General features: G+C 56.3%; 19 protein-coding genes, 2 tRNA genes and 2 pseudogenes. 15 read left to right on the top strand and 8 right to left on the bottom strand.

What is annotated here, in order from left to right; translation table 11 throughout:
- Positions 1 to 12 precede the first annotated feature (12 nt).
- The 5 genes from RBB82_RS18970 to RBB82_RS18950 all read left to right on the top strand — a co-directional run bounded on the left by RBB82_RS18970 (position 13) and on the right by RBB82_RS18950 (position 4,513).
- Complete coding sequence (locus RBB82_RS18970; RefSeq protein ID WP_433972305.1) at positions 13 to 645, top strand: hypothetical protein; 633 nt, start codon at positions 13 to 15, stop codon at positions 643 to 645.
- Between the two features lie 72 nt (positions 646 to 717).
- A complete protein-coding gene (locus RBB82_RS18965; RefSeq protein ID WP_433972304.1) occupies positions 718 to 1,638 on the top strand; it encodes a phosphoribosylaminoimidazolesuccinocarboxamide synthase in 921 nt (306 codons plus the stop codon).
- A gap of 5 nt (positions 1,639 to 1,643) precedes the next feature.
- Positions 1,644 to 2,180, top strand: coding sequence for a CvpA family protein (locus RBB82_RS18960; RefSeq protein ID WP_433972303.1), 537 nt, complete (start codon positions 1,644 to 1,646; stop codon positions 2,178 to 2,180).
- Positions 2,181 to 2,233: 53 nt separating this feature from the next.
- Entirely contained in the window at positions 2,234 to 2,512 is a 279-nt protein-coding gene (locus RBB82_RS18955) for a helix-turn-helix domain-containing protein (protein WP_433972302.1), read from the top strand.
- Between the two features lie 27 nt (positions 2,513 to 2,539).
- Positions 2,540 to 4,513, top strand: a complete 1,974-nt coding sequence (locus RBB82_RS18950; RefSeq protein WP_433972301.1) for a hypothetical protein — start codon at positions 2,540 to 2,542, stop codon at positions 4,511 to 4,513.
- Here the strand turns inward: RBB82_RS18950 and RBB82_RS18945 are convergent.
- On the bottom strand, positions 4,488 to 5,909 hold the full coding sequence (locus RBB82_RS18945) for a PAS domain-containing sensor histidine kinase (RefSeq protein ID WP_433972300.1): 1,422 nt from the start codon (positions 5,907 to 5,909) through the stop codon (positions 4,488 to 4,490). The genes RBB82_RS18950 and RBB82_RS18945 overlap by 26 nt on opposite strands.
- Before the next feature lie 192 nt (positions 5,910 to 6,101).
- On the opposite strand from RBB82_RS18945, the gene RBB82_RS18940 reads away from it, so the two are divergent.
- The 3 genes from RBB82_RS18940 (at position 6,102) to RBB82_RS18930 (ending at position 6,740) form a co-directional block, all read left to right on the top strand.
- Positions 6,102 to 6,176 (top strand) — tRNA-Gly (locus tag RBB82_RS18940).
- A gap of 67 nt (positions 6,177 to 6,243) precedes the next feature.
- Positions 6,244 to 6,318 (top strand) — tRNA-Cys (locus RBB82_RS18935).
- A 197-nt stretch (positions 6,319 to 6,515) separates the two neighbouring features.
- Complete coding sequence (locus RBB82_RS18930; protein WP_433975416.1) at positions 6,516 to 6,740, top strand: DUF5110 domain-containing protein; 225 nt, start codon at positions 6,516 to 6,518, stop codon at positions 6,738 to 6,740.
- A 211-nt stretch (positions 6,741 to 6,951) separates the two neighbouring features.
- Here RBB82_RS18930 and RBB82_RS18925 read toward each other — a convergent pair whose 3' ends face one another.
- From RBB82_RS18925 to RBB82_RS18905, 5 genes and pseudogenes are all read right to left on the bottom strand, one after another.
- A complete protein-coding gene (locus tag RBB82_RS18925) occupies positions 6,952 to 7,440 on the bottom strand; it encodes a hypothetical protein (RefSeq protein WP_433972299.1) in 489 nt (162 codons plus the stop codon).
- 335 nt (positions 7,441 to 7,775) lie between these two features.
- The gene (locus RBB82_RS18920; RefSeq protein WP_433972298.1) at positions 7,776 to 8,309 is read right to left on the bottom strand and encodes an Ig-like domain-containing protein; all 534 of its coding nucleotides are present in this window, start codon (positions 8,307 to 8,309) and stop codon (positions 7,776 to 7,778) included.
- 51 nt (positions 8,310 to 8,360) lie between these two features.
- Positions 8,361 to 8,540: pseudogene (locus tag RBB82_RS18915) on the bottom strand (MBG domain-containing protein); the annotation flags it as partial.
- A 239-nt stretch (positions 8,541 to 8,779) separates the two neighbouring features.
- Positions 8,780 to 9,919 (bottom strand): annotated as a pseudogene (locus RBB82_RS18910) (Ig-like domain repeat protein); the annotation flags it as partial.
- A gap of 14 nt (positions 9,920 to 9,933) precedes the next feature.
- Positions 9,934 to 10,488: a hypothetical protein gene (locus RBB82_RS18905; RefSeq protein ID WP_433972297.1), complete on the bottom strand. Its 555-nt coding sequence runs from the start codon at positions 10,486 to 10,488 to the stop codon at positions 9,934 to 9,936.
- A 250-nt stretch (positions 10,489 to 10,738) separates the two neighbouring features.
- On the opposite strand from RBB82_RS18905, the gene RBB82_RS18900 reads away from it, so the two are divergent.
- From RBB82_RS18900 to RBB82_RS18875, 6 genes are all read left to right on the top strand, one after another.
- Positions 10,739 to 11,083 (top strand): PEP-CTERM sorting domain-containing protein, encoded by a 345-nt coding sequence (locus RBB82_RS18900; protein WP_433975415.1) that lies wholly within the window; start codon positions 10,739 to 10,741, stop codon positions 11,081 to 11,083.
- 474 nt (positions 11,084 to 11,557) lie between these two features.
- Positions 11,558 to 12,244: a hypothetical protein gene (locus RBB82_RS18895; protein ID WP_433972296.1), complete on the top strand. Its 687-nt coding sequence runs from the start codon at positions 11,558 to 11,560 to the stop codon at positions 12,242 to 12,244.
- Between the two features lie 17 nt (positions 12,245 to 12,261).
- Positions 12,262 to 12,972: an MBOAT family O-acyltransferase gene (locus RBB82_RS18890; RefSeq protein ID WP_433972295.1), complete on the top strand. Its 711-nt coding sequence runs from the start codon at positions 12,262 to 12,264 to the stop codon at positions 12,970 to 12,972.
- Positions 12,947 to 13,477, top strand: coding sequence for a hypothetical protein (locus RBB82_RS18885; RefSeq protein ID WP_433972294.1), 531 nt, complete (start codon positions 12,947 to 12,949; stop codon positions 13,475 to 13,477). The genes RBB82_RS18890 and RBB82_RS18885 overlap by 26 nt, the downstream gene beginning before the upstream one ends.
- Positions 13,455 to 13,892, top strand: coding sequence for a hypothetical protein (locus RBB82_RS18880; RefSeq protein WP_433972293.1), 438 nt, complete (start codon positions 13,455 to 13,457; stop codon positions 13,890 to 13,892). The genes RBB82_RS18885 and RBB82_RS18880 overlap by 23 nt, the downstream gene beginning before the upstream one ends.
- 300 nt (positions 13,893 to 14,192) lie before the next feature.
- Positions 14,193 to 15,149 (top strand): glycosyltransferase, encoded by a 957-nt coding sequence (locus RBB82_RS18875; protein ID WP_433972292.1) that lies wholly within the window; start codon positions 14,193 to 14,195, stop codon positions 15,147 to 15,149.
- 10 nt (positions 15,150 to 15,159) lie between these two features.
- Here RBB82_RS18875 and RBB82_RS18870 read toward each other — a convergent pair whose 3' ends face one another.
- Entirely contained in the window at positions 15,160 to 17,388 is a 2,229-nt protein-coding gene (locus tag RBB82_RS18870) for an MMPL family transporter (RefSeq protein WP_433972291.1), read from the bottom strand.
- A gap of 213 nt (positions 17,389 to 17,601) precedes the next feature.
- Between RBB82_RS18870 and RBB82_RS18865 the strand changes: the two genes are divergently transcribed.
- Positions 17,602 to 18,366, top strand: a complete 765-nt coding sequence (locus RBB82_RS18865) for a hypothetical protein (protein WP_433972290.1) — start codon at positions 17,602 to 17,604, stop codon at positions 18,364 to 18,366.
- On the opposite strand, the gene RBB82_RS18860 is transcribed toward RBB82_RS18865, so the two are convergent.
- Entirely contained in the window at positions 18,353 to 21,685 is a 3,333-nt protein-coding gene (locus RBB82_RS18860) for a thioester reductase domain-containing protein (protein WP_433972288.1), read from the bottom strand. The genes RBB82_RS18865 and RBB82_RS18860 overlap by 14 nt on opposite strands.
- Between the last annotated feature and the right edge of the window lie 139 nt (positions 21,686 to 21,824).

Below are 21,824 nucleotides of genomic sequence, written 5' to 3'. Positions count from 1 at the left end.
AAAAGCATGTACATGCCGATCACAACTGCTGTTCTCGCTCTGCTAACTGTGGCTATGATTTTGCTGAGAGTCTTCTGGGACCGCGTCCCGCCAATGCTCCGCTTTGTCCTTATCCGGACGGCAATTGCTTTGGTCTTACTCCAGGCTTTTTTTGCCGCTACAAGATGGGGAACCACATCGAACCACATGAACGCCTTCATCAGCTGGCTGGCGGTCGCTTCTTACGAGCTGCTTATCCTGCTCTTTTCCCGGCTATCTCCAAAGTGGCTAACCTCAATCAGCGCTGCGATCCTCCTGATCCCCCTCTTTGCTGCCAGCATTCTTTTTCCTCTCACTGACCTCTTCAACCCCTGGCCCAACACTGACGTATCGATCAGCCGCAATTTTTTCTACGAAATTCAGCCCTGGGGCACTACCGGCGCCGACGGAGATAGCGACGGCGTCGATCTCATCGTCTGCTATCGCCCCTCATTCGCACCTTTTCTCCGTAAAAAGATCCAACCGATCGCGTTCAACATTCGTGAATGCAACATAAAAGCTGCTAGGGCCAAGCTTTCACCTGATGCGAAAACCGTCGTAGCTCGCTGCCCGCGTTGGCCCTCAGAGCCCCCCGGAACCGTCGACAAATCCCTCCGGCTCCCCTAAGCCGCTTTCCTAGCCCTTCAAAGAAGGGTTGCAAACTGATCTCATTCTCCAAGAGGTGGTACCGTCAACGTGATGTCAACAGCCCTTCTCCAGACCGATCTTGGTTCACTCCCCCTCACCGCACGCGGCAAGGTCCGCGACATTTACGCCCTCTCTTCCGATCAGCTTCTCTTTGTCGCCAGCGACCGCATCTCGGCCTTCGACCACGTTCTGGGTAGCGGAATCCCCGATAAAGGTAAGATCCTCACCCAACTCTCTCTTTTCTGGTTCGACTTCCTGAAGAGCGTCATCCCCAACCACCTCATCACAGCTGAGGCATCGGAGTTTCCAGCAGAATTGAAGCCATTCCTCAACCAGCTGGATGGTCGCAGCATGCTCGTCAAACGAGCCAAGATGTTTCCCGTAGAGTGCGTCGTACGCGGTTACATCTCGGGTTCAGGCTGGAAGGATTACCAGTCGACCGGCGCGATCTGCGGCATCAAACTACCCGCGGGTCTTCGCGAATCGGACCGATTGCCCGAGCCCATCTTTACTCCGGCTGCCAAAATCAACACCGGAGGCCACGACGAAAACATCTCCTACCAACTAGTTGAGCAGACCATCGGCGCACCCCACGCCGACGCCCTCCGCACGCTCACACTCGACATCTACGAAAAAGCCGCGAAGCACGCCACCAGCAAGGGACTAATCCTCGCCGACACAAAGTTCGAATTCGGCCTCATCCCCGACAAGAACGGCAACGATCAGATTGTTCTTGCCGACGAGGTCCTCACGCCTGACTCCTCCCGCTATTGGCCTGCTGAAACCTACCATCCCGGCGGCCCGCAGCCTTCTTTCGACAAACAGTACGTGCGCGACTACCTCGAATCCATCCGGTGGAACAAACAAGCTCCAGCACCCGCACTTCCCGACGAGGTTGTGACTCGCACCCGCGAAAAATACCTCGACGCCTTCCGCCTGATTACCGGCCGTACCGAACTAGCCAACACCTAGATCGCATGAACCTCTTCGACTGGTTTTTGATCGCGATTCTTGCCTACTCCACCATCACGGCTTTTGTACGCGGCATCATCCTGGAGCTCTTCTCCCTCGGAGGTTTGATTGCCGGAATCGTAATCGCTAGTTGGAATTACAACCGTCTTGCGCTCTTTGTCGAGCGCCTCATCACTACACCGGCCATCGCACAGATCGTTGCCTTTTTCGCCATTGTCATCGGAGTAATGGTGCTCAGCACCATCCTTGGAAAAGCTCTCAACCGGACAGCACAAGCGATCGGCCTGGGGTTCTTCGATCGGCTTCTGGGTGGAGTCTTCGGCTTCGCGCGAGGCTGTCTGCTCGGCATCGTCGTTATGATGTCCATCGCCGCTTTTATGCCCCATTCCACCTGGATTGCAAACTCGCAGTTATCTTCCTATTTCCTTGCAGGGGCGCATGCGGTATCCTTCGTTGTACCTCACGACCTGCAGCAACAGATTCTGGACGGCGCCGAGCAGATCAAGCACAACGCGCCCCATTGGATCAAACCGCTCCGGTAGAGGCACAATGAGAGTGTGGTTCCAATCAAAGGAACCGCCAGCGAGGAATAACCTTGAAGCGCGAAATGGACGGCTTGATCACGCAGATGCACAGCGCCGGCATCCCTTACACGGAGGCCGTTCGTCAATTCAAGAGACGCTTTATCCTCGAAGTGCTCGCACACCACAAGGGAAATCAGTGTAAAGCCGCTGAAGAGCTCGGCATGCATCGCAATACGCTCAGCCGAACCCTCGCCGAGCTCGATATGGATACCGCACAGATCCGCAACGGCATGCGTCGGCCACCCCGGAGCGAGCGCCCACATATTCAAAGCATTGCCAGCGCCCGTTAGCCGCCGACTCCGTCTAATCAGCAGTCGATGAGACCCATCATCCAGCCACGCGCCACTGTCGTCGCAACATGCACGGTTGTGCTTACGTTCTGGAGTCTATGTCTCACCACGCTAGCCCAGGCGTTGCCGACTCCCCAATCATCTACACAAGCCAAACCCACTGATGTTCCGGTTTCAACAGCCAACATCGACGACTCTGCGGTTGCCAACGCAGCAGCTCCAACGAAACACAACGCCCGAGCCGCCGAAGACGCCTACCTAGCCGGCGCGCGTCTGCTAGAGCACAACGATCTCACCGGTGCCGAGCTGCAGTTCCGTAAAGCTGCCGCGCTCAATGCATCCAGCCATGACTACGCTCTGGCGCTCAGCGTAACTCACCAGCGACGCGTCAACGAGCTCGTGCAGCAGTCCGGCAAAGCCCGGCTCCTCGGCCAAAACGCAAAAGCCGAGACCTTGCTTGCCGAAGCCCGCCTGCTCGATCCGGAGAACAATATCGTCGGCCAACACGTAGACTCCGGCGCGCTGCCCAAAGTCTTTCATCCTGAAATAGAACCCTGGATACGTGAAGGCCCGGCCATCGCCGGGCCCATCACACTTCTTCCTAACCCTGGTCTGAAAAGCTTCCACATCCATACCGACGAGCAGGACGTCATCCGGCAGGTTTTCTCCGCCTACGGCATCCGTGCCGTATTCGACGAGTCCGTTCAGCACGACAACATTCGCTTCGACCTGGATGAATTGCCTTATCGACAATCCTCCGCAATTGTCCTCAACATGGGACATCTCTTCAGTGTTCCACTCGATGCCAAAAGCGTCATCATTGCCAAAGACACCCAAGAGAATCGCGAGCGCCTCGAGCATCAGTTGCAGGAGACCATCTTCATCCCCGGCATGACCAACGAGGAGATGGACAATCTTGGCACCCTCGTAAAAAACATCTTCGACGTCAAACAAGTGACCGTCGGCAAGAGCTCCGGAACTCTCGTTATTCGCGCTCCTCAAGAGACTCTGACTTACATCAATCTCACTCTCGCCGACCTTATCGACGGCGGCAGTGAGGTCATGATCGACCTCCAGCTCTACTCCATCGACAAGAGTAACCAGCGCAACATCGGCGCTCAGCTGCCGCAGCAAATTGGCATTTACAGCGTCTCCTCCGCGGCGCAAAATCTTGTCTCGGCAAATCAAAGCATCGTAAACCAGGCCATAGCTCAGGGCCTCATCCCCGCCGGCGCAAGCAACGTCGCCATAGCTTTGGCGCTTGTAGCCTCCGGCCTTGTCCAGAGCACGCTTCTGTCCAGCACCGTCGGCTTTTTCGGGGGCGGGCTAACCACGACTGGCGTCACCACCAACCAGAACCCAACATTTACCCTTGCCCTAACCGCAAGTGACACCCGCGCGCTCGACGACATGCAAATCCGGGTTGCCGACCGCCAGTCCGCAACCTTCCGCGTTGGCGAGCGCTATCCCATTACGACTGCAACCTACTCAAGCGGAGTCACTGGCAGTGCCGCTGCTCTTGCAGGCGCAACGATCAACGGTGTTCCCGTATCCAGCCTCCTCAACTCTGCCGTGGGCACCGCAGCCACCATCCCACAGATTCAATACGAGGATCTTGGTCTCACGCTTAAGGCGACGCCAACTGTTCAGAAGTCCGGCGAGATCAGAATGCACATTGATTTGAAGATTCAAGCGTTGACTGGCAACTCACTCAGCAATATCCCGATCCTCAACAATCAGCAGTTTGTCTCCGACGTGACGCTTAACGACGGCGAGACTGCGCTCATGGCAAGCAGCCTCACCAAAAACGAAACGCTCAGCATCGATGGATATCCTGGACTGAGCCAGCTCCCCGGATTTCAAACAGCCACGGGTGACCGAACAACCGATACCGACTCCAGCGAATTGATCCTGCTTGTTACCCCACATATCACCCGCCGCAGGTCAAACCTGACGGTCGGCCCTAGAATCGCCATCAACTTACCCGAGCCGCCAAGCTAGAACTAGCCTTCACAGGCAACCATACCGAGAACACTGTTCCATGCCCTTCCCCTCTTCGTGTTCTTACTCGAATGCGCCCCCCATGCTTTTCTATAATCCCTTTACTCACCCAAAGCCCAAGCCCGGTTCCGGTCAACTCTTTTGTCGTCTGGAACGCTTCAAACAGATGGTCCTGCATCTTCGGACTAATTCCCTCACCCGTATCCGCAATCGTTAGCCGAACACCGTCGGCCTCACTGTGACTGTCTCGTTCTCGATGGAGCCGCACCATCAGCTTTCCTCCACGACTCATGGCATCGAGTGAGTTTCGTATCAGATTGTTAATCACTTGGCGAATCTCTCCCTCTAAAGCCATCACTCGCGGAGCCGCCTTCAGTTTTACGTCAGTATCGACGTTTCTAACGAGGATTCGGCCTGTATAGAGAGCCAACACCGTTCTCATCAAGTCGGCTATGTCCACTTCAATCGGCTTGCTGTGCTGTCGATTAAACCGCAAGGTCTGTAACGTGATCTCTGTAACCCGAGCCAGTTCGCCCTGCGCGAGCATTGCATAATGCTGCACGTCGTCCATCGACATTGATTGTCGAATCAAATACAACAAATTCGTAATCGACTCCAACGGGTTGTTGATCTCGTGCGCAATCGAAGAAGCAAGTTGTCCCACCGCAGCCAGCTTCTCTGACTTCATCAACGCTTCGTCCTGTAATCTGGCCTGCGTCACATCCGTATTCACGGCCACGCCGCCAAGAACCTTCCCGTTCAACAGAATCGGCGCGGCGACGCTACGAATCCACCGGTCAGAGGTCCGCACCGTCGCGGTCGACCACTCGCCCGCCAGAGCGTTCTCCAGCGTCTTCAACTCATGCGGAAACTCCCCACCGCTCATCATCTTCGCAACGTGGTTCGATCGGATCTTGTCGTCGGGCGTGGCAATATACACACCGTGCGGCATGCTCTCTATCACCGCGTCCAACTCCGCCGTCTTCTGTTCCGCCAGCTCATAAGCCTTCTTCAAATCTTCCTGCTGTTGCCTCAGTTCAGTCACCTCACGAAACGTGACCACCACACCCACGACTCTACTGCCCGCGATCACCGGCTGCGCCGAGATCTCCGCAACAAACGAACTCCCATCTTTTCGGAACATTGTGTCCGTTATCTGACGCAGGACCTTGTTTTTTCGTACCACGTCGTAGATTGGGCACTCGGAGCCGGGAAAGTGGCGGCCATCCGGATAGTGGTGATGCACAAGTTCGTGCATGTTGCTTCCTACCAACTCCTCACTGGCAAAGCCAAAAGTGTGCACCGCCATTCGGTTGACAAACGTGCAGTTTCCCTCAAGATCAAGCCCCCAGATGCCTTCACCGGCTGAATCAAGCAATGCTTGCCAATGCTGCATCTGCTCTCCGGTCTGTAATATTGGCATCGTCATCGGCACATTCCGTACTTTCACCACGCTAACTAAGCGCCCTTCCACAATTGAGATGCATTTTTTAAGTCCGTGTGGTTGCTAAACCGAATCGCAAGTTGCAATGACACGCCACAGCGCGTTGACCATACGGAACTTGGTCGTTATACTTGATCTTGTAGAGCGGGAGTAGCTCAGTGGTAGAGTGCTTCCTTGCCAAGGAAGATGTCGCCGGTTCGACCCCGGTCTCCCGCTCCAAATAAATCCTGCCTGCGGTACACTTCTCCTACAATTCAGCAGGGCAGAAATTCGATAGCCCACCCGAGGCGCGGTACCCAAGTGGTAAGGGAGAGGTCTGCAAAACCTTTATGCGTCGGTTCGATCCCGACCCGCGCCTCCAAATTCTCTTAATAAAGTCAAGTAAATCAGCAGATTACGCTTGTTTTTGGCACACCGTCACAGGTGTGCTTTTTTCGCGAATATTAGTGCCTTTACTGCAATTTTCGCCCGTTTTCGTGCAGGAGGGCGGACCAAAGCGGACGAGGATCCGGCCCACTACTCTAATCGGTTCCAGCATGCTGTTTTGCACCAGAGCCCCTGTACCAGGATGATGGGATTAGCTTCGCATACCAAGAGAAGGATTTTTTGCGCGTGAAGCATAGTTGCGAATCGGCGGACGGTGGGCTGCGTCTTCGTCCGGGAGCGCGGGAAGGAAGTTTTCAGCCCTGGTGGAATGATGTCGAGGTGACAGTCTTCGATTTGGAAGTCTGCGCCGGGAAAGATTACTTACGCCGGAGAGGCGATTTCGAAGTTCCGTTTTGATGAGTCGGCGCACTCGCTTACGATTACACTGCCGGAGAAGGCGGAGGGTGGCGAGTTAGAGATCGCCGCGAGTATTTTCGTTTGCAATATTCGCGGATCTTAGTGGAAGCGATAGGAGGCGCCCGATTCCCAAGACCTGCGGGGATAGATCGTTTGGCGGGAAGCCGAACCATTTTTGAAACTCGTATTCCACTCGTCCGATAGTCGACCCCTACGCCGGCGGCTCCGATGTTGTAGGCGAGGTTTGCGGGGGCGCCTTGTGGTGGGGCACCGGGGGTGAGGCTGGGGACCTCCGGATAATTGAAGACGCCGCGGCCGTACATGCCCTTCGCGAAGGGTTCGATTCTGTGGAAGTGCAGGACGAGCGCGGGCCAATTTCGTAGGTGCGTTCGTAGATTTTTGTGGTGGGGTCGGAGTCGTTGATCTGGTGGAACTCGGCTTCGATTCCCCAGTGATATTTGAAGTCGAAGCCAACGTAGGCACCTCCGCCCTTTGATCTTTTGCGGAACGTAGTCAGAGTCGGCGTAGTTGAATTCGCCGCCAGCCTGCAGGACTCCGGCACTGGTGGCGGTGGGAGTGCCTGGGCGTGGAGACGGACACCGGCGAAGCTGGTCAGGCAAAGCAGGGCAGAGATCTTGAGTCCGGGGAGGAGATATGCTGCCAGCTTTGCGAATTTCTTTGAGGTGGCTTTGTTGCTCATGCGGTGTTCTCTCTTGAAGCTTGTGGTTTTTTACTGTGGGGACTGATCGATGTGATATTCCACGTTTACTGTGTGCTGTATTCCGTTGCTACTAGCGGTTACAGCTATTGGGTAGGTGCGGTCGAAGTACCCTGAGCCGCAACCGGTGAGGGTTCCGATGGCTCCGAGCGAGGAGAGAATGAGGAGCGAGTGGATGATGAGGCGAGTGAGTTTGCGGCTTGAGCGACGCGAGTAGCGCAGACCGAGGAGAGGCAGGAGGAATAGGCCGAGGGCGATGTGAGAGAGCCGGCGTGAGCGGTCCTGCGGCGATTCGACGGAGGCGAGCTTGCGGGTCGCTACCGTGAGGGTGATGTCGGTTGGCCCGGCGTACTGATCGATGGACGACGGTGAGAAGCTATAGGTGGCGAGGATGGGGCCGGTCGGGCTGGCGGAAGGTTGATGACTCCGGGGTAGTAGTCGCCGATGGGGGCGACGTGGAATGTGTACTGGCGGGTGGTGCCGTAGATGCCTTCGACGGTCTGGGCGCTGGTGAGTACGATGGTGAAGTCGAGCGGTTCGACGGTGATGGCGCTCGCACCGGAGGCGGCAGAGGCGGTGCTGGAGCGGAAGTCGATGTCTCCGCTGTAGACGGCTGTGATGGTATGAACGCCTACGGTGAGGCCCGTGGTGGTGAAGGTTGCAACATCACTACTGTTGAGTGTGGCTGTGTTGAGCGGTGTGCCATTGTCAAAGAAGATGACGGTTCCAGTTGGCGTTCCGGAGGTTGTAGAAGCGACGTTGGCGGTGAAGGTTACCGGCAGAGCGAAGCGGATGTCGGTTGTGCTGAGGCTCAGCGTTGTGATGGCAGGCGCTTTGTTGATGGTCAGCATTCCGTTCTGTACGGTCTGCAGGTAGTCGGTTACATTGGTTCCGGTCGCGGCAGGAATGATTGGATACTGTCCTGGCTGAGAGAGCGTGCTTGCAGAGTTGGAGAAGATTTCGGTGAAGGTATCGCCGTCCAGCGCACCGGTGATGGTGCCGGTGAAGGTAGGATTCGCGCTTCCGTATGCGCGGGTGGCGTTGTTGGCGGTGACGGTGAGGGTGGCGGGGGTGACGGTGATCTGGGCAGTGGCGGTCTGTCCGGCGTAGTCGGTGGTGTCGGTGGGGTGAAGGTGGCGGTGACCGCGACTGCGGGGCCGACCTGGAGGACTCCGGCTGGGATGTAGGTGAAGGATCCGGGTATCGAGGCGGAGGCCTTGATGCCCGTGGGGCCGCCGATGGCGGTTCCGTAGACGATGGATTGTTTGGGCCAGGTGATGGTGTAGAAGCTGGCGGTGGCCTGGGTGATGGTGAGGGTTCCAAGGGCGTAGGTGAAGGTGTAGTTCCTTGCGGCGAGGTTTCCGGCAGCTGCGGTGATGGGGTAGATGCCTACGGGCGAGAGGGCAGTGTCGGTCGAGGTGAGGGACGCGGAGCCGGTAACGGCGGTGGCCTGGGTGTCTCCGTTGACGAAGCCGGTGAAGGCGGCGGTGAAGGTTGGGTCAGGGGCGCCGTAGGCGCGGGTGGCGTTGTTGGCGCTGACGGTGAGGTTACGCTGATCGACAACTATTCGAACGGAGGCGGTTGCAGTGGTGTAGTCGGTGGTGTCGGTGGGGGTAAAGGTGACGGTGAGAGTGTGGGGGCCTGCAGAGAGAATGGAGCCTGTGCCCGGGCTATATGAGAAGGATCCTGAAACCGCGGTCGCGTTCAACTGAGCGTTGCCAAGGGCTGTTCCGTAGGTAATGTCGGCAGGATTCGCCCAGGTGATGACCGGGGTGGTCTTCGTGACTACGAAATTGATTGGCGATGAGGTGCTGCGCAGAAAATTTGCGTCGGTAGGACTGCCGAGGTTGAAGCTCGCGGTAAGGCTATCTGTACCGGCAGGGAGCGACGTGACGTTCAGGGTCGCGATTCCGCTGGAAAGTTTGCTCGTGCCGAGGACGGTGCTTCCATTGAGGAAGGTGATGAGTTCGTTATTGGTCGTATAGCCGCCTAAGGTATAAGGGCTCAGAGTGGCAGAGAGTACAACCTGTTGGCCATAGGTGCTGGAAGAGGGGTTGGCGCTGAGCAATGTCGCAGTGGTGATTGGCGTTCCGGTGAGCGACAGTAGATTGGAGGTGCTCTCACTGAAGTAAATCTCTCCTGGATAGACGGCGTCGACCTCATGCGCAATTGCAGCGCCAGCGGGAACGTTAGGGGTGTTGAGTGTGGCGGTGACGGTCTGGGTAATCTGGTCGAGCAGGACTGCGACGTTGTTGTTGCTCTGGACTGGGGTTGCGATATCCGGAACTCCGTCGCCGTTGAAGTCGCCCACGAGTGTCGATGAGCCAGTTGTGCCGACCGTGTAGCTCCGTGCGGCTTTAAATGTTCCGTCACCGTTTCCAAGCAATACGCTCTGTGTCGTGCTGTTTCGATTCACAACGGTGAGGTCGGCTTTACCTTCCGTTGCTCCGTGATTCAGCAATCAACGAGCTATGGTCATTTGAGTTTCGAGAATTCCGCACGGGCCTGCTTTAGAATCGGGATGTCAGGGTCAGCGTCCTTCCATAGAACGAGGAAATCCCGATAGGCTTGGCCCGCCCGGCCGTTGTCTCCCGAAAGTATGTACGCCCTGGCCAGTTCCAAACGTGCCACCGCACCAACGGGATCGCTGATAACAATCCCTCGGTGATCGAGGATTTTCTGAAATTCGCCGACCGCTTCAACGCCCCGGCGTGCGGCGAGATACGCTTCGCCCCGCACATACACTGGATACAGCGCTCCAAAGAGGCCGTGGATGGAACTGCGCTGCGTTCCTGAGTCATATGGCGCACTGATTTGCAGCAATTCGATGGCTTTCAAAGGATCACTTTGTTTCAGGGCTACAGTTGCTCGAATCACAGGCAAGTAGCTGAATCTTACAGAGGTATCCTCCCGAAAACGATCCTCCAAGTCATCCGCTAGTGCTGTGGATCGGGCGTAATCGCCGACGAGAGCTAAGGCGAATGCAGCACCGTATTGCACTTCGCGCTGGTTGGAAAGGCTAAGTGCCAAAGAAGCGCTACTTTTCGCTCCCAGTGCGTCCCCGGCGAATGCCTTCCACACGGCCATGACAAGAAGGGCGGTGATACTAAACGTCCATTTGAGGGACCACCTCAATTTGGTCGTCGGTGCTGCGTTGTTTCCGATGGAACCAACTGGGAAGTCCTCTGTCGATGAATAACTCCCATTTGGGTGAGCGACGGGAGCGGGAGCATCGACTCGATGGACCTCAGCTGCAAGGAAGCGACATCCCCTCTTGGGGATGGTTTCAACGTACCGAGGATTCTCGGCGTCATCGCCCCAAAGCCTCCCTCAGCTTGCGAACTGCCACCCGGAGACCATTCTCGGAGCGGTCGCCAGCTTGGACGGCACATATTACGCATTCAACGACATGACAGGTCAAGTAGAAGGCCTCAACCTGGCGAATGGCAGTACCAACTTCATAAGCAATTTTGATCCGCCTGCAGGAGTGATTCAAGGAGCAGTCCCGGTCCCGACGCCAGAGCCATCTTCGCTGGCCCTGCTCGGCACTGGGTTGGTCGTGCTTGGAGCTTTTACCCGCAGCAAACTGGCCCACCTGCGCGTTGGTCGTGAGACGCGCGTTTAGCTTTACCGATGAAATAACGGTCTGGTCAAGGCTGAACTTTTCCAATCGGTCCTGAAGATCACTTGGAACGTGTTACAACATATCAACACCTTTGATCCCGCCGAACTCTCCGTTCGGTGAGGCAGGCCTCGAGTCTCCTCCACCCGCTGCCGGTTTCTTCCGATGTCGTTTACGATGCTCAAAACTAGACTCGTTATTTGATTGAACAGTGGGCCAGATCAGGAAGTCGGTTTCTTTTTTGAATCCAACAAGGTTTGTGGACCGGTGGCTGAAGGAAGCCTTCAGTGCAGGAGCGTGCGCACGATGTATTGTCTCTGTCAGGATCGGTAGGCATTCGGTTTGAACGAAATCCTTCAGCAGCCTTTATAGAGTGGACAGATTCACCCGGACTGCCGGGGAAGTCGAACGACGAAAGTTGACTGTAGTCGCATTAGGGTTCGGGTATTGCGCTTCTTATCATCTGGGAGAGTGAACATGATTTTTAACTCACTTGCCTTCGTTGTTTTCTTTGCAATCGTCCTTATCCTGCACTCGATGTCCTTCTCGTGGAAGGTGAAGAAGGTCAACCTGCTCGTTGCCAGCTACATTTTTTATGCGGCTTGGAATCCGCCGTTCGTAATCCTGCTCTGGTTATCTACAGTAGTCGACTGGTTTGCAGCTCGCGGGCTCGCCGAGGCAGACCAGCAATGGAAGCGCCGCGCCTGGATGCTGCTCTCCATTGTTGTAAGCCTGGGACTGCTCTGCTACTTCAAATACGGCCACTTCCTGGTCGAGAATTTCGCCCATTTGGCAGCGATGGCAGGGCTAAAATACAGTCCTCCACGATCGAGCATCGTGCTCCCTATTGGAATCTCGTTCTACACCTTCGCCACCATGTCCTACACTCTGGACATCTATCTACGCCGCGCAACACCTGCGCGCAGCTTTCTTGACTATGCCCTTTTTGTTACGTTCTTTCCTCACCTGGTAGCCGGGCCGATCATGCGGCCAACGGAATCGGTTCCGCAATTTGAAGTCCCACACAAAGCAACACCGAATCAATTTCGGTTTGGCCTGGCCTTGATGACCTTAGGTCTCTTTGAGAAGCAGTCCTGGCGGATGGTTTTCTCGCCCCCGTGGTTGACCAGGTCTATAACGGGAGGGTCGTCCCGGGCTTTATAGATTCCTGGGTAGGGACGTTGGCCTTTAGCGGGCAGATCTTCTGCGACTTTGCGGGCTACTCGATCACCGCGATCGGAGCGGCACTTTGTCTCGGGTTTGCTCTCTCGGATAACTTTCGCTTTCCGTATGCGGCCATTGGGTTCACCGACTTCTGGCGCAGGTGGCACATTACTCTCTCTGCTTGGCTGCGCGACTACCTTTACATTCCCTTAGGTGGCAATCGCCATGGAGAGGCGCGGACCTACTTTTCCCTGATGGCCACAATGCTCATCGGCGGCCTTTGGCACGGCGCGAGCTGGACCTTCGTTGTCTGGGGCGGTTTGCATGGTCTCTATCTCTTAGTTGAAAGAATGCTGCGCAAGCTCTTCTCTGGCTATCGGCCTGGAGTCGTCGCGGCCGCGGGGCTTGGGCTGCTGACCTTCGTCCTCGTCAACATCGCGTGGGTCTTCTTTCGAGCGAAGACATTTCGCGAGGCTATCGTAATTCTGAACGGCATGTTCGGTAGAAACACGCACGCCGAACCGGTGCTGGCCGCGATCTACATCATTACCACCCTAGTCATCATCGCCGGTCTGTTGCTCGCTCACTGCTCGATGCGCAACCAGACGCTTGAGGCGACGATTGCGCGCACACACCCCACAGCACTGACAGCGTTGTGGACGATCATGGCCTTCGCAGTTGTGATCCAGCATGGAGAGAGCAATGGCTTCATCTATTTCCAATTCTAGTGAGATCGCCCACGACACCGGCCACGAGGCTCTGCCTTCAGGTCTTCGGCTCACCGCAGCCGATCGCCCAGGCGTTGCGCAGCCGGTTCCTGAACGCGACATCCCCGACCAACCCTGGCGCATGATGTCGGCAGTCGTGCTCGTCCTCGTGATTCTGCTCACGTGTCTCTGGGAATGGAAGATACGCGCCCTTGAACTTGTTCGGGGTGACTTTAGCGAAAGTTATGATGCATGGGCGGAACTGCGACGGCAGGTGGATAAGCGCGACGTGCGCGTGGTCATCATCAGCGATTCGCGTCTGCTGTTCGACACCGACCTGGATCGCGCCGAACAACTAATCGGGGTTCGCCCGCTGCAACTCGGCATTGCGGGGGGGAAGCGGATTGCCAATCCTGGAGGACCTGGCCGACGACACTCACTTCAAGGGCCTGGCAATCGTGGGAATGACCGAAACCGTGTACTTCGATACCGTGTATTCCGTTATGCGGCCAAAAACGGCGCTTGATTTAAGCCGCTGGGAGTCTCCATCCAAACGAGCATCTTTTCTGGTCCAGCGCATGATCTCTCCCAACCTGGCGATGCTTGACGACAGCTATCAATTGAGCAATCTGATCTTTCAGCTCGATCCTGAGTGGAGGCCCGGCGTGAAAGGGCCTTACCACGACGTCTGGAAGATGGGACAGACAGATGCGGGCGGCCAAACCTGGCTTTGGCATCGGATCGAACACGATCAACGACTCAGCGACCACGCGCGGACGGTCTGGCATGAACTCTTTCCGCCATTCCCAATTGATGACAAACTTCCCGCCGCGCAGAACCTATTCTCCCGGAGAGTTCTCATCTCACTCATGCCTGCGCAACGGTCTTCACCGACGCCTACATGCGCGTCGTGGCTCAGAGCACACCCCTGTTGCACCTGAAATCCGATCTACCACCAGCGCTCTCGACTCGCGACTGTGTTCCATTGACAGCACTCAGGAAAGATTAGTTTATGTTGGCGTCAATTGCAGGTGAGCACGGTGGGACGCTTAGAATCGTCAAGCAAAACTGTTCGATAGCCGGAGCGGTCAGCTCCTTGTATACGGCTTCTCAGTGGAGCGGTTCATCTTCTCCGAGCATGATTTAATCCGCACCCTCTCTCCTCAAACCCCAGCGGTCATAATTGCAGACCACGGACCCGATCAGGGGTGACATCCACAATCGTACGCTGAGAAACCGGAGTGGTCTCTCTCAGTCCGTATATAATCCGAGTCCGCAATAGAAATTCTTTAGTGGGGCTGTTCCAGGCGTTCGAGTATGTCCTTGCGAACGGCGCCTTGCGTCTCTCACAAAGTGCCACTGGAGCGGTAATGGTTGTTCCCGGGCTGATCGGGCTCTTCCGGCGCGAAGCTCTGGAGCGCGTGCAGGCAGAAAACGAGTGCTCGCAAGGTTCTGAAAATCACGAAGTACCAAGACCATTTTCGCCGCTTACCTTCGCGGAGGATTTTCACCTCTCCCTTACTATGCTCACGCTCGGGTACCGTATCGAGTACGAGCCCCATGCAATCGCGCATACAAAGGCCCCTGCGACACTGGCCAGCCTGATTAACCAACGATATCGTTGGAACCGCGGTACGATGCAAGTCGTCCTGTGGTACATCAGGAGAGCCTTGCGTGGAGACAAGTCGCCGCTCAAGGTCAAGGCATGGATTGCAGCTGTGTTCCTGCTGGATTTCTCCTTCTTCCCGCCACTTTATTTCTCCTCGGAAGCTCGCTTCTGTACATCTTCCACGGTGGCAGTCTTTGAGCCTCGCTTCGTGGGCCACGGCTGCATGTCTGCTCAACATGATGTCAGGAAGTCTGTACGCCGTCGCACATCGGGATCAGATCTATCTCTCTCTGCTCTCGCCGTTTTTCGATTTCTATCAGGGCATTCTCTTGAATTGCGCTTGGTTTATCGCCATGGTCGACCAGGCCAGAGGGACCGGAATGCGATGGTAAGGACCATGTTGATCTTCGAGTGTCGCAAGATTCATCTCGCGAAGTTCGCCGGAAATCATGTGGAACAGACATTTCATCTCCAGCCGTTCTCTTGGGCGGCGCAAAATAACATTCCCGGCCCTCGACGTCCTTTTCGCAATCGAGAAGGACTATGCGGTGACCCACGGCAAAGTCTCCGCATAGGATTTGCGATCTGACGAGAAGACCTCATTCGCGACTTGCCAGTGCGGACTCCGTGCTGGGCTTGGCGAGGCCGCCAGGCCACCAATTCCAATCGCCCGCAATACGCAGGAGCGCTGGACCGATGACAATACGAACCAGTGTCGCGTCGATGAACACGGCGGTCGCCAAAGTAAACCCGATCATCTTGACCACCAGGAAATCTCCAATGGTGAATGCCGCGAATACTACGATCATGATCGCCGCGGCGCTCGTAATCAGCCCTGCGGTTCTAGCCATGCCCTCCGGGATCGCATCCATTTCACTGAGTCCGCTCCGTCTGGCTTCGAGAACGCGTGCGACTAGAAATACCTCGTAGTCCATGCTTAGCCCGAAGACGATGGCAAAGGCGACGATCGGAACGAGTGGAAACACGCTGCCTGTGCCCCCAGGAACTCCAAGGAACCTGCTTCCGTGTCCGTTCTGAAAAACGAAAACCAACGCTCCGAAGGACGCCGCAACCGAAAGCAGATTGAGTGCGATGGCTTTTAGTGCGGCGATGATGGATCGGAATCCGCAGAGCAGCGCAAGCAGCGTTCCCCCCACTACCAACGCCGTTACCGACGAAAAGCGGTCTCTGATAATCGTTTCATAATCGGCATTGAGCGCCGGAATACCTCCAACGAGAAGCGTCGCACCAGGCACGCCGGTGAGAGCTTCTGCGCCGGTCTTCCGAAGCTCCCGCACCCAGCTAACCTGATCGCGGAGGGAGACCGAACTCGCGGGTACCACCTCAAGCAGCGCCGCTCGTCCGTCACCACTCAGAAACGTTCGGCGTGTCTCCCGCGAGAGGTCAGTAAGGGAAGACCGGTTGCTCTCCGCAAGCGTTGTGATAGAGATTACGCGGTCACAGCGAGGGTCGCTCGCGAGGCGCTTGGTGAGACGATCCAGCACATTCCACCCCGCTTCGGTTTGCGCGATGGAATCGGTTGGAAGCTCGACGATGACGCGCAACGATTCGACTACGCCTCCCCGATCCATCACTTCAAGCGTGTGGAGCGCGTGGACCGATTCCGCCGTCTTGGGAAGCCAATCCCCTCGGGGGAGACTGGTATCGAGCCCTTTGGCCTGCCATGCGAGCAGAAGCAGCGGAGTGCCTGCCAGGATAAGGGCAAGCCAAGGATGCGCAACGATCACTCTCCCCCATCGTCGCCAGCGATCTCCGGTACGCGCGGCCCGATGGACGTCCAGCTTTGGAGTAAAGGGCAACCGGCAAAGATCGATCCGCGGACCGAGCAACGCCAGCACTGCCGGAACGAGGGTATTTGTAAGCAACACGCTCATTCCAGCTACCAGAAATCCCGCAATACCGATGGAGCGGATTTCGCTGATCGGGACCGTCAAGAGGGCCAGAAATCCGATCGCTACGGTGGAGGCTGAGATCAAGAGCGTGTGACCTGCCTGACGGGCCGCGATGACCGAGGCCGTGGGTCCGTCGTGCCCTGCGGAGATCGCTTCGCGGAAGCGGCTAACCATGAGGAGCGCATAGTCGATTCCCAGACCCAGGCCAAGCATGGTGGCTAAATTCTGAACCAGGATGGACAAGTGCCAGCGCTGCGCCAGGAATCCCGTGATCGCCAGAGTGGTCGCAATAGCGAGCTGGCCAACCGCCAATGGAATCAGGGCGGCGATCGGGCTTCCAAAAGCCAGCAGAAGAAGTGCGAGGGTCGCAGGGATCACCAGCCTTTCACCGCGTTGCACGTCGTCGGCGCTCGCCTTCCGAATGTCGAAGTTCAGTGGAATCTCACCGGTGAGTTCAAGCTTCACCGACGGATAGCGACTCCGCAGTTGATCTTCAAGCGAGCTTGCCAGTTGATGAAGCTTCGGAACAAGCGACTCCACAGAACCGTCAGCCGATGTGAGTCCAACAAGAACATACGTTCCCCCGCCCTTGCCCAGAAAGATCGGATCGCGCAACTCGAGATAGGACACCACACCCGAGACGCCGGGCTGGTCTTTCAGTCCTGCCACGATGGTTTCTAACGCTTGACCACCCTCCTCAGAGTTCGCAGGTGGAAGTCCCTGGATCACCAGGACAACACGGTCCACGAACGGCGACCGAAAACGATCGGCCAGCTCATCTCGGACAGTCTCAGCCTGGCTCCCTTCGACACGCGTTGCGGTCTCCAGGTGGCGCTCCGCGTGAAAGGAGAATGGAAGAAGTGCAATTGCTGCTGCGAGGACGATTCCTGACACCCAAAAACGGCGCAAATACATAGCACTGATAATGTCATACAAGATTGTTGTAAATGAACTCTTCGGCGGCCTCGAAGAACTGGAGATGCTAAATAGATACTCCCTTCAGAGACTGACTCCCACGCCACGCATCGTATCGCGTACATCCACACTTACGCAGGACTCACCTGCGTAACTATCTGAATTTGCTAAACTCTTCCCATCCGGTTAGGAGGACCAATTCGAACCTTACTGTTGCTTACACTGCTTGCCGCCTTCCAACCTGGAGCGGCTGACCCTCGCCTCGGCTCCTGGACGCTCGTCTCAGCGCAGTCCAGCCTGGATCCTCCGAACCGGCTCTCCATTGCGCCTCTACATGACGGAGTTCATATCACCATGTCAGGCGAAACCCATCTCGATTTCACTGCCAATTGGAACGGACACGAATCCGCCGCGCCAGGCAATCTTGCGTTCAATCAAATTAAGTTGCGCAGGGTCGATAAGAAGCAGGCGGAGGTCAAGGAGCAAAAGGATGGGACTACTGTAGCGACTGTTCGCGAAAAAATTTCGAATGATGGAAACGAGCTAACAACCACAACTACGACCGCGGGCAAAGCCGATCAGGTCACCGTCTGGACGCGAAGCGGAGGTGCGAAGGTCGCCAACAATCTATTCGCGGGCGAGTGGACCCAGGATCTCAGTAAGACCCGTCTGCGGCAAGCTTTGGTGCTCAAAATCGAGGCGGACGGAAGAGGCGGGGTCCGTTTCCTCGCTGATTTCAGCTATACCGCCCGCTTTGACGGAAAGCAATACGATCTAAAGAACTCTCGCAACGATACTGTGACGCTTGAACTCGTCGATCCTCACACGGTAGATGCGATCTACCGGCGGGACAACCAAGTCACTCAAAAGGATCGATGGCTGGTCTCCCCGGATGGGCAGCAGATGACGCTATCCACCGCTGGCACGTTGGAGACGGGCCAGCGGGTAACCGAGAAGCTCTTGTTTAAGAAGCAGTAACGGATAGCACATCCGGTATCGCGTCCGGGCACTCCAGAATAGGATCGCCGAGTAATACCTCGTCAACCTCACGTGGTGCGACCGAGATAATTCCCTTGCGATACATAAACTTCAGAATTCCGTTGACTGTGTCTTCGAGGGACGGGTCCGGTTTGCCCCACTTGGAGGCATCCCGGGCCATCTGATACGAAGAGTTGTCATACCTTTTAAACTCCATCGCGGAGATGTTGTCGACAGAGCCGACCAGAAAATCCAGCAGCGGAAAGAGAAGATCTTCCTTCCGGCATCTCCGGATCAGCTCTGGCACGAAATCGGGAAGGGCGAAAGATTCGAATTGGCGGCCCGTCGCTTCGGTAATCAGCCCGGTAATATCCATCATGTTCGAATAATCGTCACGCACGATGTGATATGTCTGGTTCGCTGTGCCGGATGTGGTGGAGATTGCAACGATATTGTTCGCCACGATATCCGCCGGGACAAAACTGACCTGGTTGAGCGTATCGACGCCAATGCCGTGATTGACCATGAAGGCGACCAGGCGAACGGCGATGTCAAAGTTGTTGCCTCCCCCTGTGACAGAGGGGCTCACGAGCGCCGGCCGGAACACCCGCGCGGAAAGACCCCGGCTGCGCGCGTCGAATACCACCTGTTCGGCTACCCATTTCGATTGGCTGTAGCCGAAATCGAGAAGCTCCATGTCCTCGTTATGGTCGGTCTCATACAGAACCGACTTGACTGCCCAGCCGAACACAAACGTGGTCGAGACATAGTTGAACTCTTTGGGCCTTCCCTCGAACGCCAGTCTTACGACCTCATTGGTTCCCAGCACGTTTGCGTCGCGCATCAGGTCGTAGTTGAACAGGTAGTTCACCGTTGCGCCGTTATGGAATACCGTGTCGATTTCGTTCGCAAGGAAATCCCATACATCCTGCGTCAGACCCAGCATCGGCTGCCCCAGGTCGCCGCAGACAGGAATCACCCGGTCTTCGAACATATCCATCAGCTCTGCGTCGCAGGGCCCCATGGACTCCATCGCGGTCCTCAGCCGTTGTCTGCCCTGCTCTTCATCGGAAGACCTGACGAGAACATGGATCTTCGCGCGTGTCTGTTCCAACAGGCTCTTCATGAGGAATGGCCCGATGAAGCCCGTCCCGCCTGTGAGCAGCACCTGATTCAACACCGGTATCTCAGGCATGGGCGAAGGCACTGGGGGCTCGAAGATGAGCTTTCGGTCGTCGGTCATCATCTGCTTCTCAGCAGCGCTCTGCTCTTCACGGAAAGCCGCGAGGGAGTGACGCAAATGAACCAGAGCCTCTTCGGGAGCGCGCTCCAACATCTCGGCTAGTCCAAACAGCTCGGCTACGCTGACGCGCTGAATAACACCGATATCCACCTGTCTCGCCAGCATCTCGGCGCCTTTGTCTTTCAGCAGCTCCTTGAGCTCATGCATGAACACCACAAGATCCAGCGAATCGAGCCCGGCTTCGACAAGATTGTACGATTCCTGACCTGTCAGGTTGTATCTGGCTTTCAACTCCGCAAAAGAGGAGTTCATGTCGGACTCGGCCGGGGAGGAGCTCCCGGCGTCCTTCTCCCGCGAAAAGTCGGAGAGAACGGTGAACTCACCTTGCAGCCACATCTGCTTGGTCTTATGGCGCATAATCTTCCCCGAACTCGTCCTTGGGATCGCACGAGGCGCAATAAGGGAGATTACCGCCACCTCTACATTGAGATAGTTCCGGACAGCGGCCGCAATCTTTCGTGCTTCGGGAAGCGACCTGGGATTTTTGACTTCTGCGACGATTGCCAGCGCAGGTTCGCTGTCTTCCTGAATCTGGAACGCGGCGACGCAGTTGTGCCGGATCAGACCGGATGATTTCTCGACAACGTTCTCAATGTCATGCGGGTAATAGTTTTGCCCGCGGAGAATGATCATGTCCTTGATACGGCCGCAGATGTAGAGTTCCCCGTTGTGGAAGAATCCCATGTCGCCGGTTCGAAGGTAGCCGTCGTCATAGGGAGTATCGTCCACCAGCCGCGCGCGGAACTGCTTCAGCGTCAACTCGGGGTTATTCCAGTAGCCCTGACACTTACCGCTGCCGGCAACCCAAATCTCGCCGATGCGCTCTGGCTGAAGTGTGAAATGCCCCTCCGGATCCACGATCTTTACGTCAAGACCCGGAAGCGGGGTTCCACAACTGACAATCTGCGTGGCCCCATCGATCTCCGACACCTCGGTCGTCAGACGGGCCTTCCCCAGCGTGAGTGCGCGCTTGTTGACGGAGACGATGTTGCGGCCGCCAACTGAGACCGCCAGGGTATTCTCGGCCAGCCCGTAGGCTACATAGAAACTCTCGGACTTAAGTCCATAGGACTGAAACGCTTCCAGAAATCGGGTGTAGGTATCCGCCTTAACGGGTTCAGCGGCGCACATCAACACACGAAGCGAGCTAAGATCACAAGCCTCGAGGCTGTCCTTAGACAGCCGCCCGGCACGCAGACAATAGTCATACGCAAAGTTTGGGGCAGCCGTCGCGGTGGCTCGGTAGGTCGTTATCGCGTCGAACCACAAGATCGGCCGCTGAATGAAGTCCATGGGAGCGAACCCGTACGTGGTGCCCCCTTTCAGTGCCGGATAGAGGTAACACCCGATCAGACCCATATCGTGATACTGCGGCAACCAGGAAACAACGACCGGCGAGGGATGATCGATCACGAGCTCATAAGTATTCAGGATGTTTTCGTGCGTCACGATCACGCCCTTGGGCTCCATCGTTGAACCCGACGTGTACTGGAGAAACAAGATATTCGAAGGCCCGCCAGCCGACCGGCCCGAAATCGTACCCACGAAATCTTCCGTAGCAATCCACGGAAGACCAGAGATGTAATCTACGTCAACTCCGGACGCAGAGACTCCACTCCTGGCGAGATTTGTCTTGAGAGATGCGTGGTAGTCTCTGCTCGTTAAGATCCCAGCCGCCTGGCAATCCTTAGCGATGTGGACCATCTTGTACAGGGCGCTCTGAAAGCCACGCGAACTGGGGGGATAGACCGGCACGGGGATCAACCCGGCGCGTACGCAACCAAAGAAGGCGCAGATCATCTCGAGCCCCGGCGGGTAGGCTAGCAGAAGCCGGTCGCCAGCCTCGAAACGACCGTCTTTCAGCAAATGTCCGGCGATCGCCTGCGATCGGTGAAGAAACGACGCGTAGGTGTAGCTCTCGATCGGATCGCCGTTTACGTCAAGGTACGAATAAAGGAGTTTGTCCGGGTGCTGATCTGCCAGCCTATCCAGTTTGTCTAAAATCGACGCCGTCATCAATCAGCGATCCTCCGAGGATTAAATAGAACCCAAGTCATTAAACGAAACATCTTTTCCCCAGCGAGTGAGGTGAAACACGATTGAATCCCAAGGTACAGACCTGAAGTGTGGGCAGACTGTGAGAATATGCGCCTAA

This window comes from Tunturiibacter lichenicola (genome assembly GCF_051013355.1).
GTDB classification, from domain to species: Bacteria; Acidobacteriota; Terriglobia; order Terriglobales; family Acidobacteriaceae; genus Edaphobacter; species Edaphobacter lichenicola_F.
Note: the sequence above shows the minus strand (reverse complement) of the source record. Positions and strands in the feature narration are given on the sequence as shown.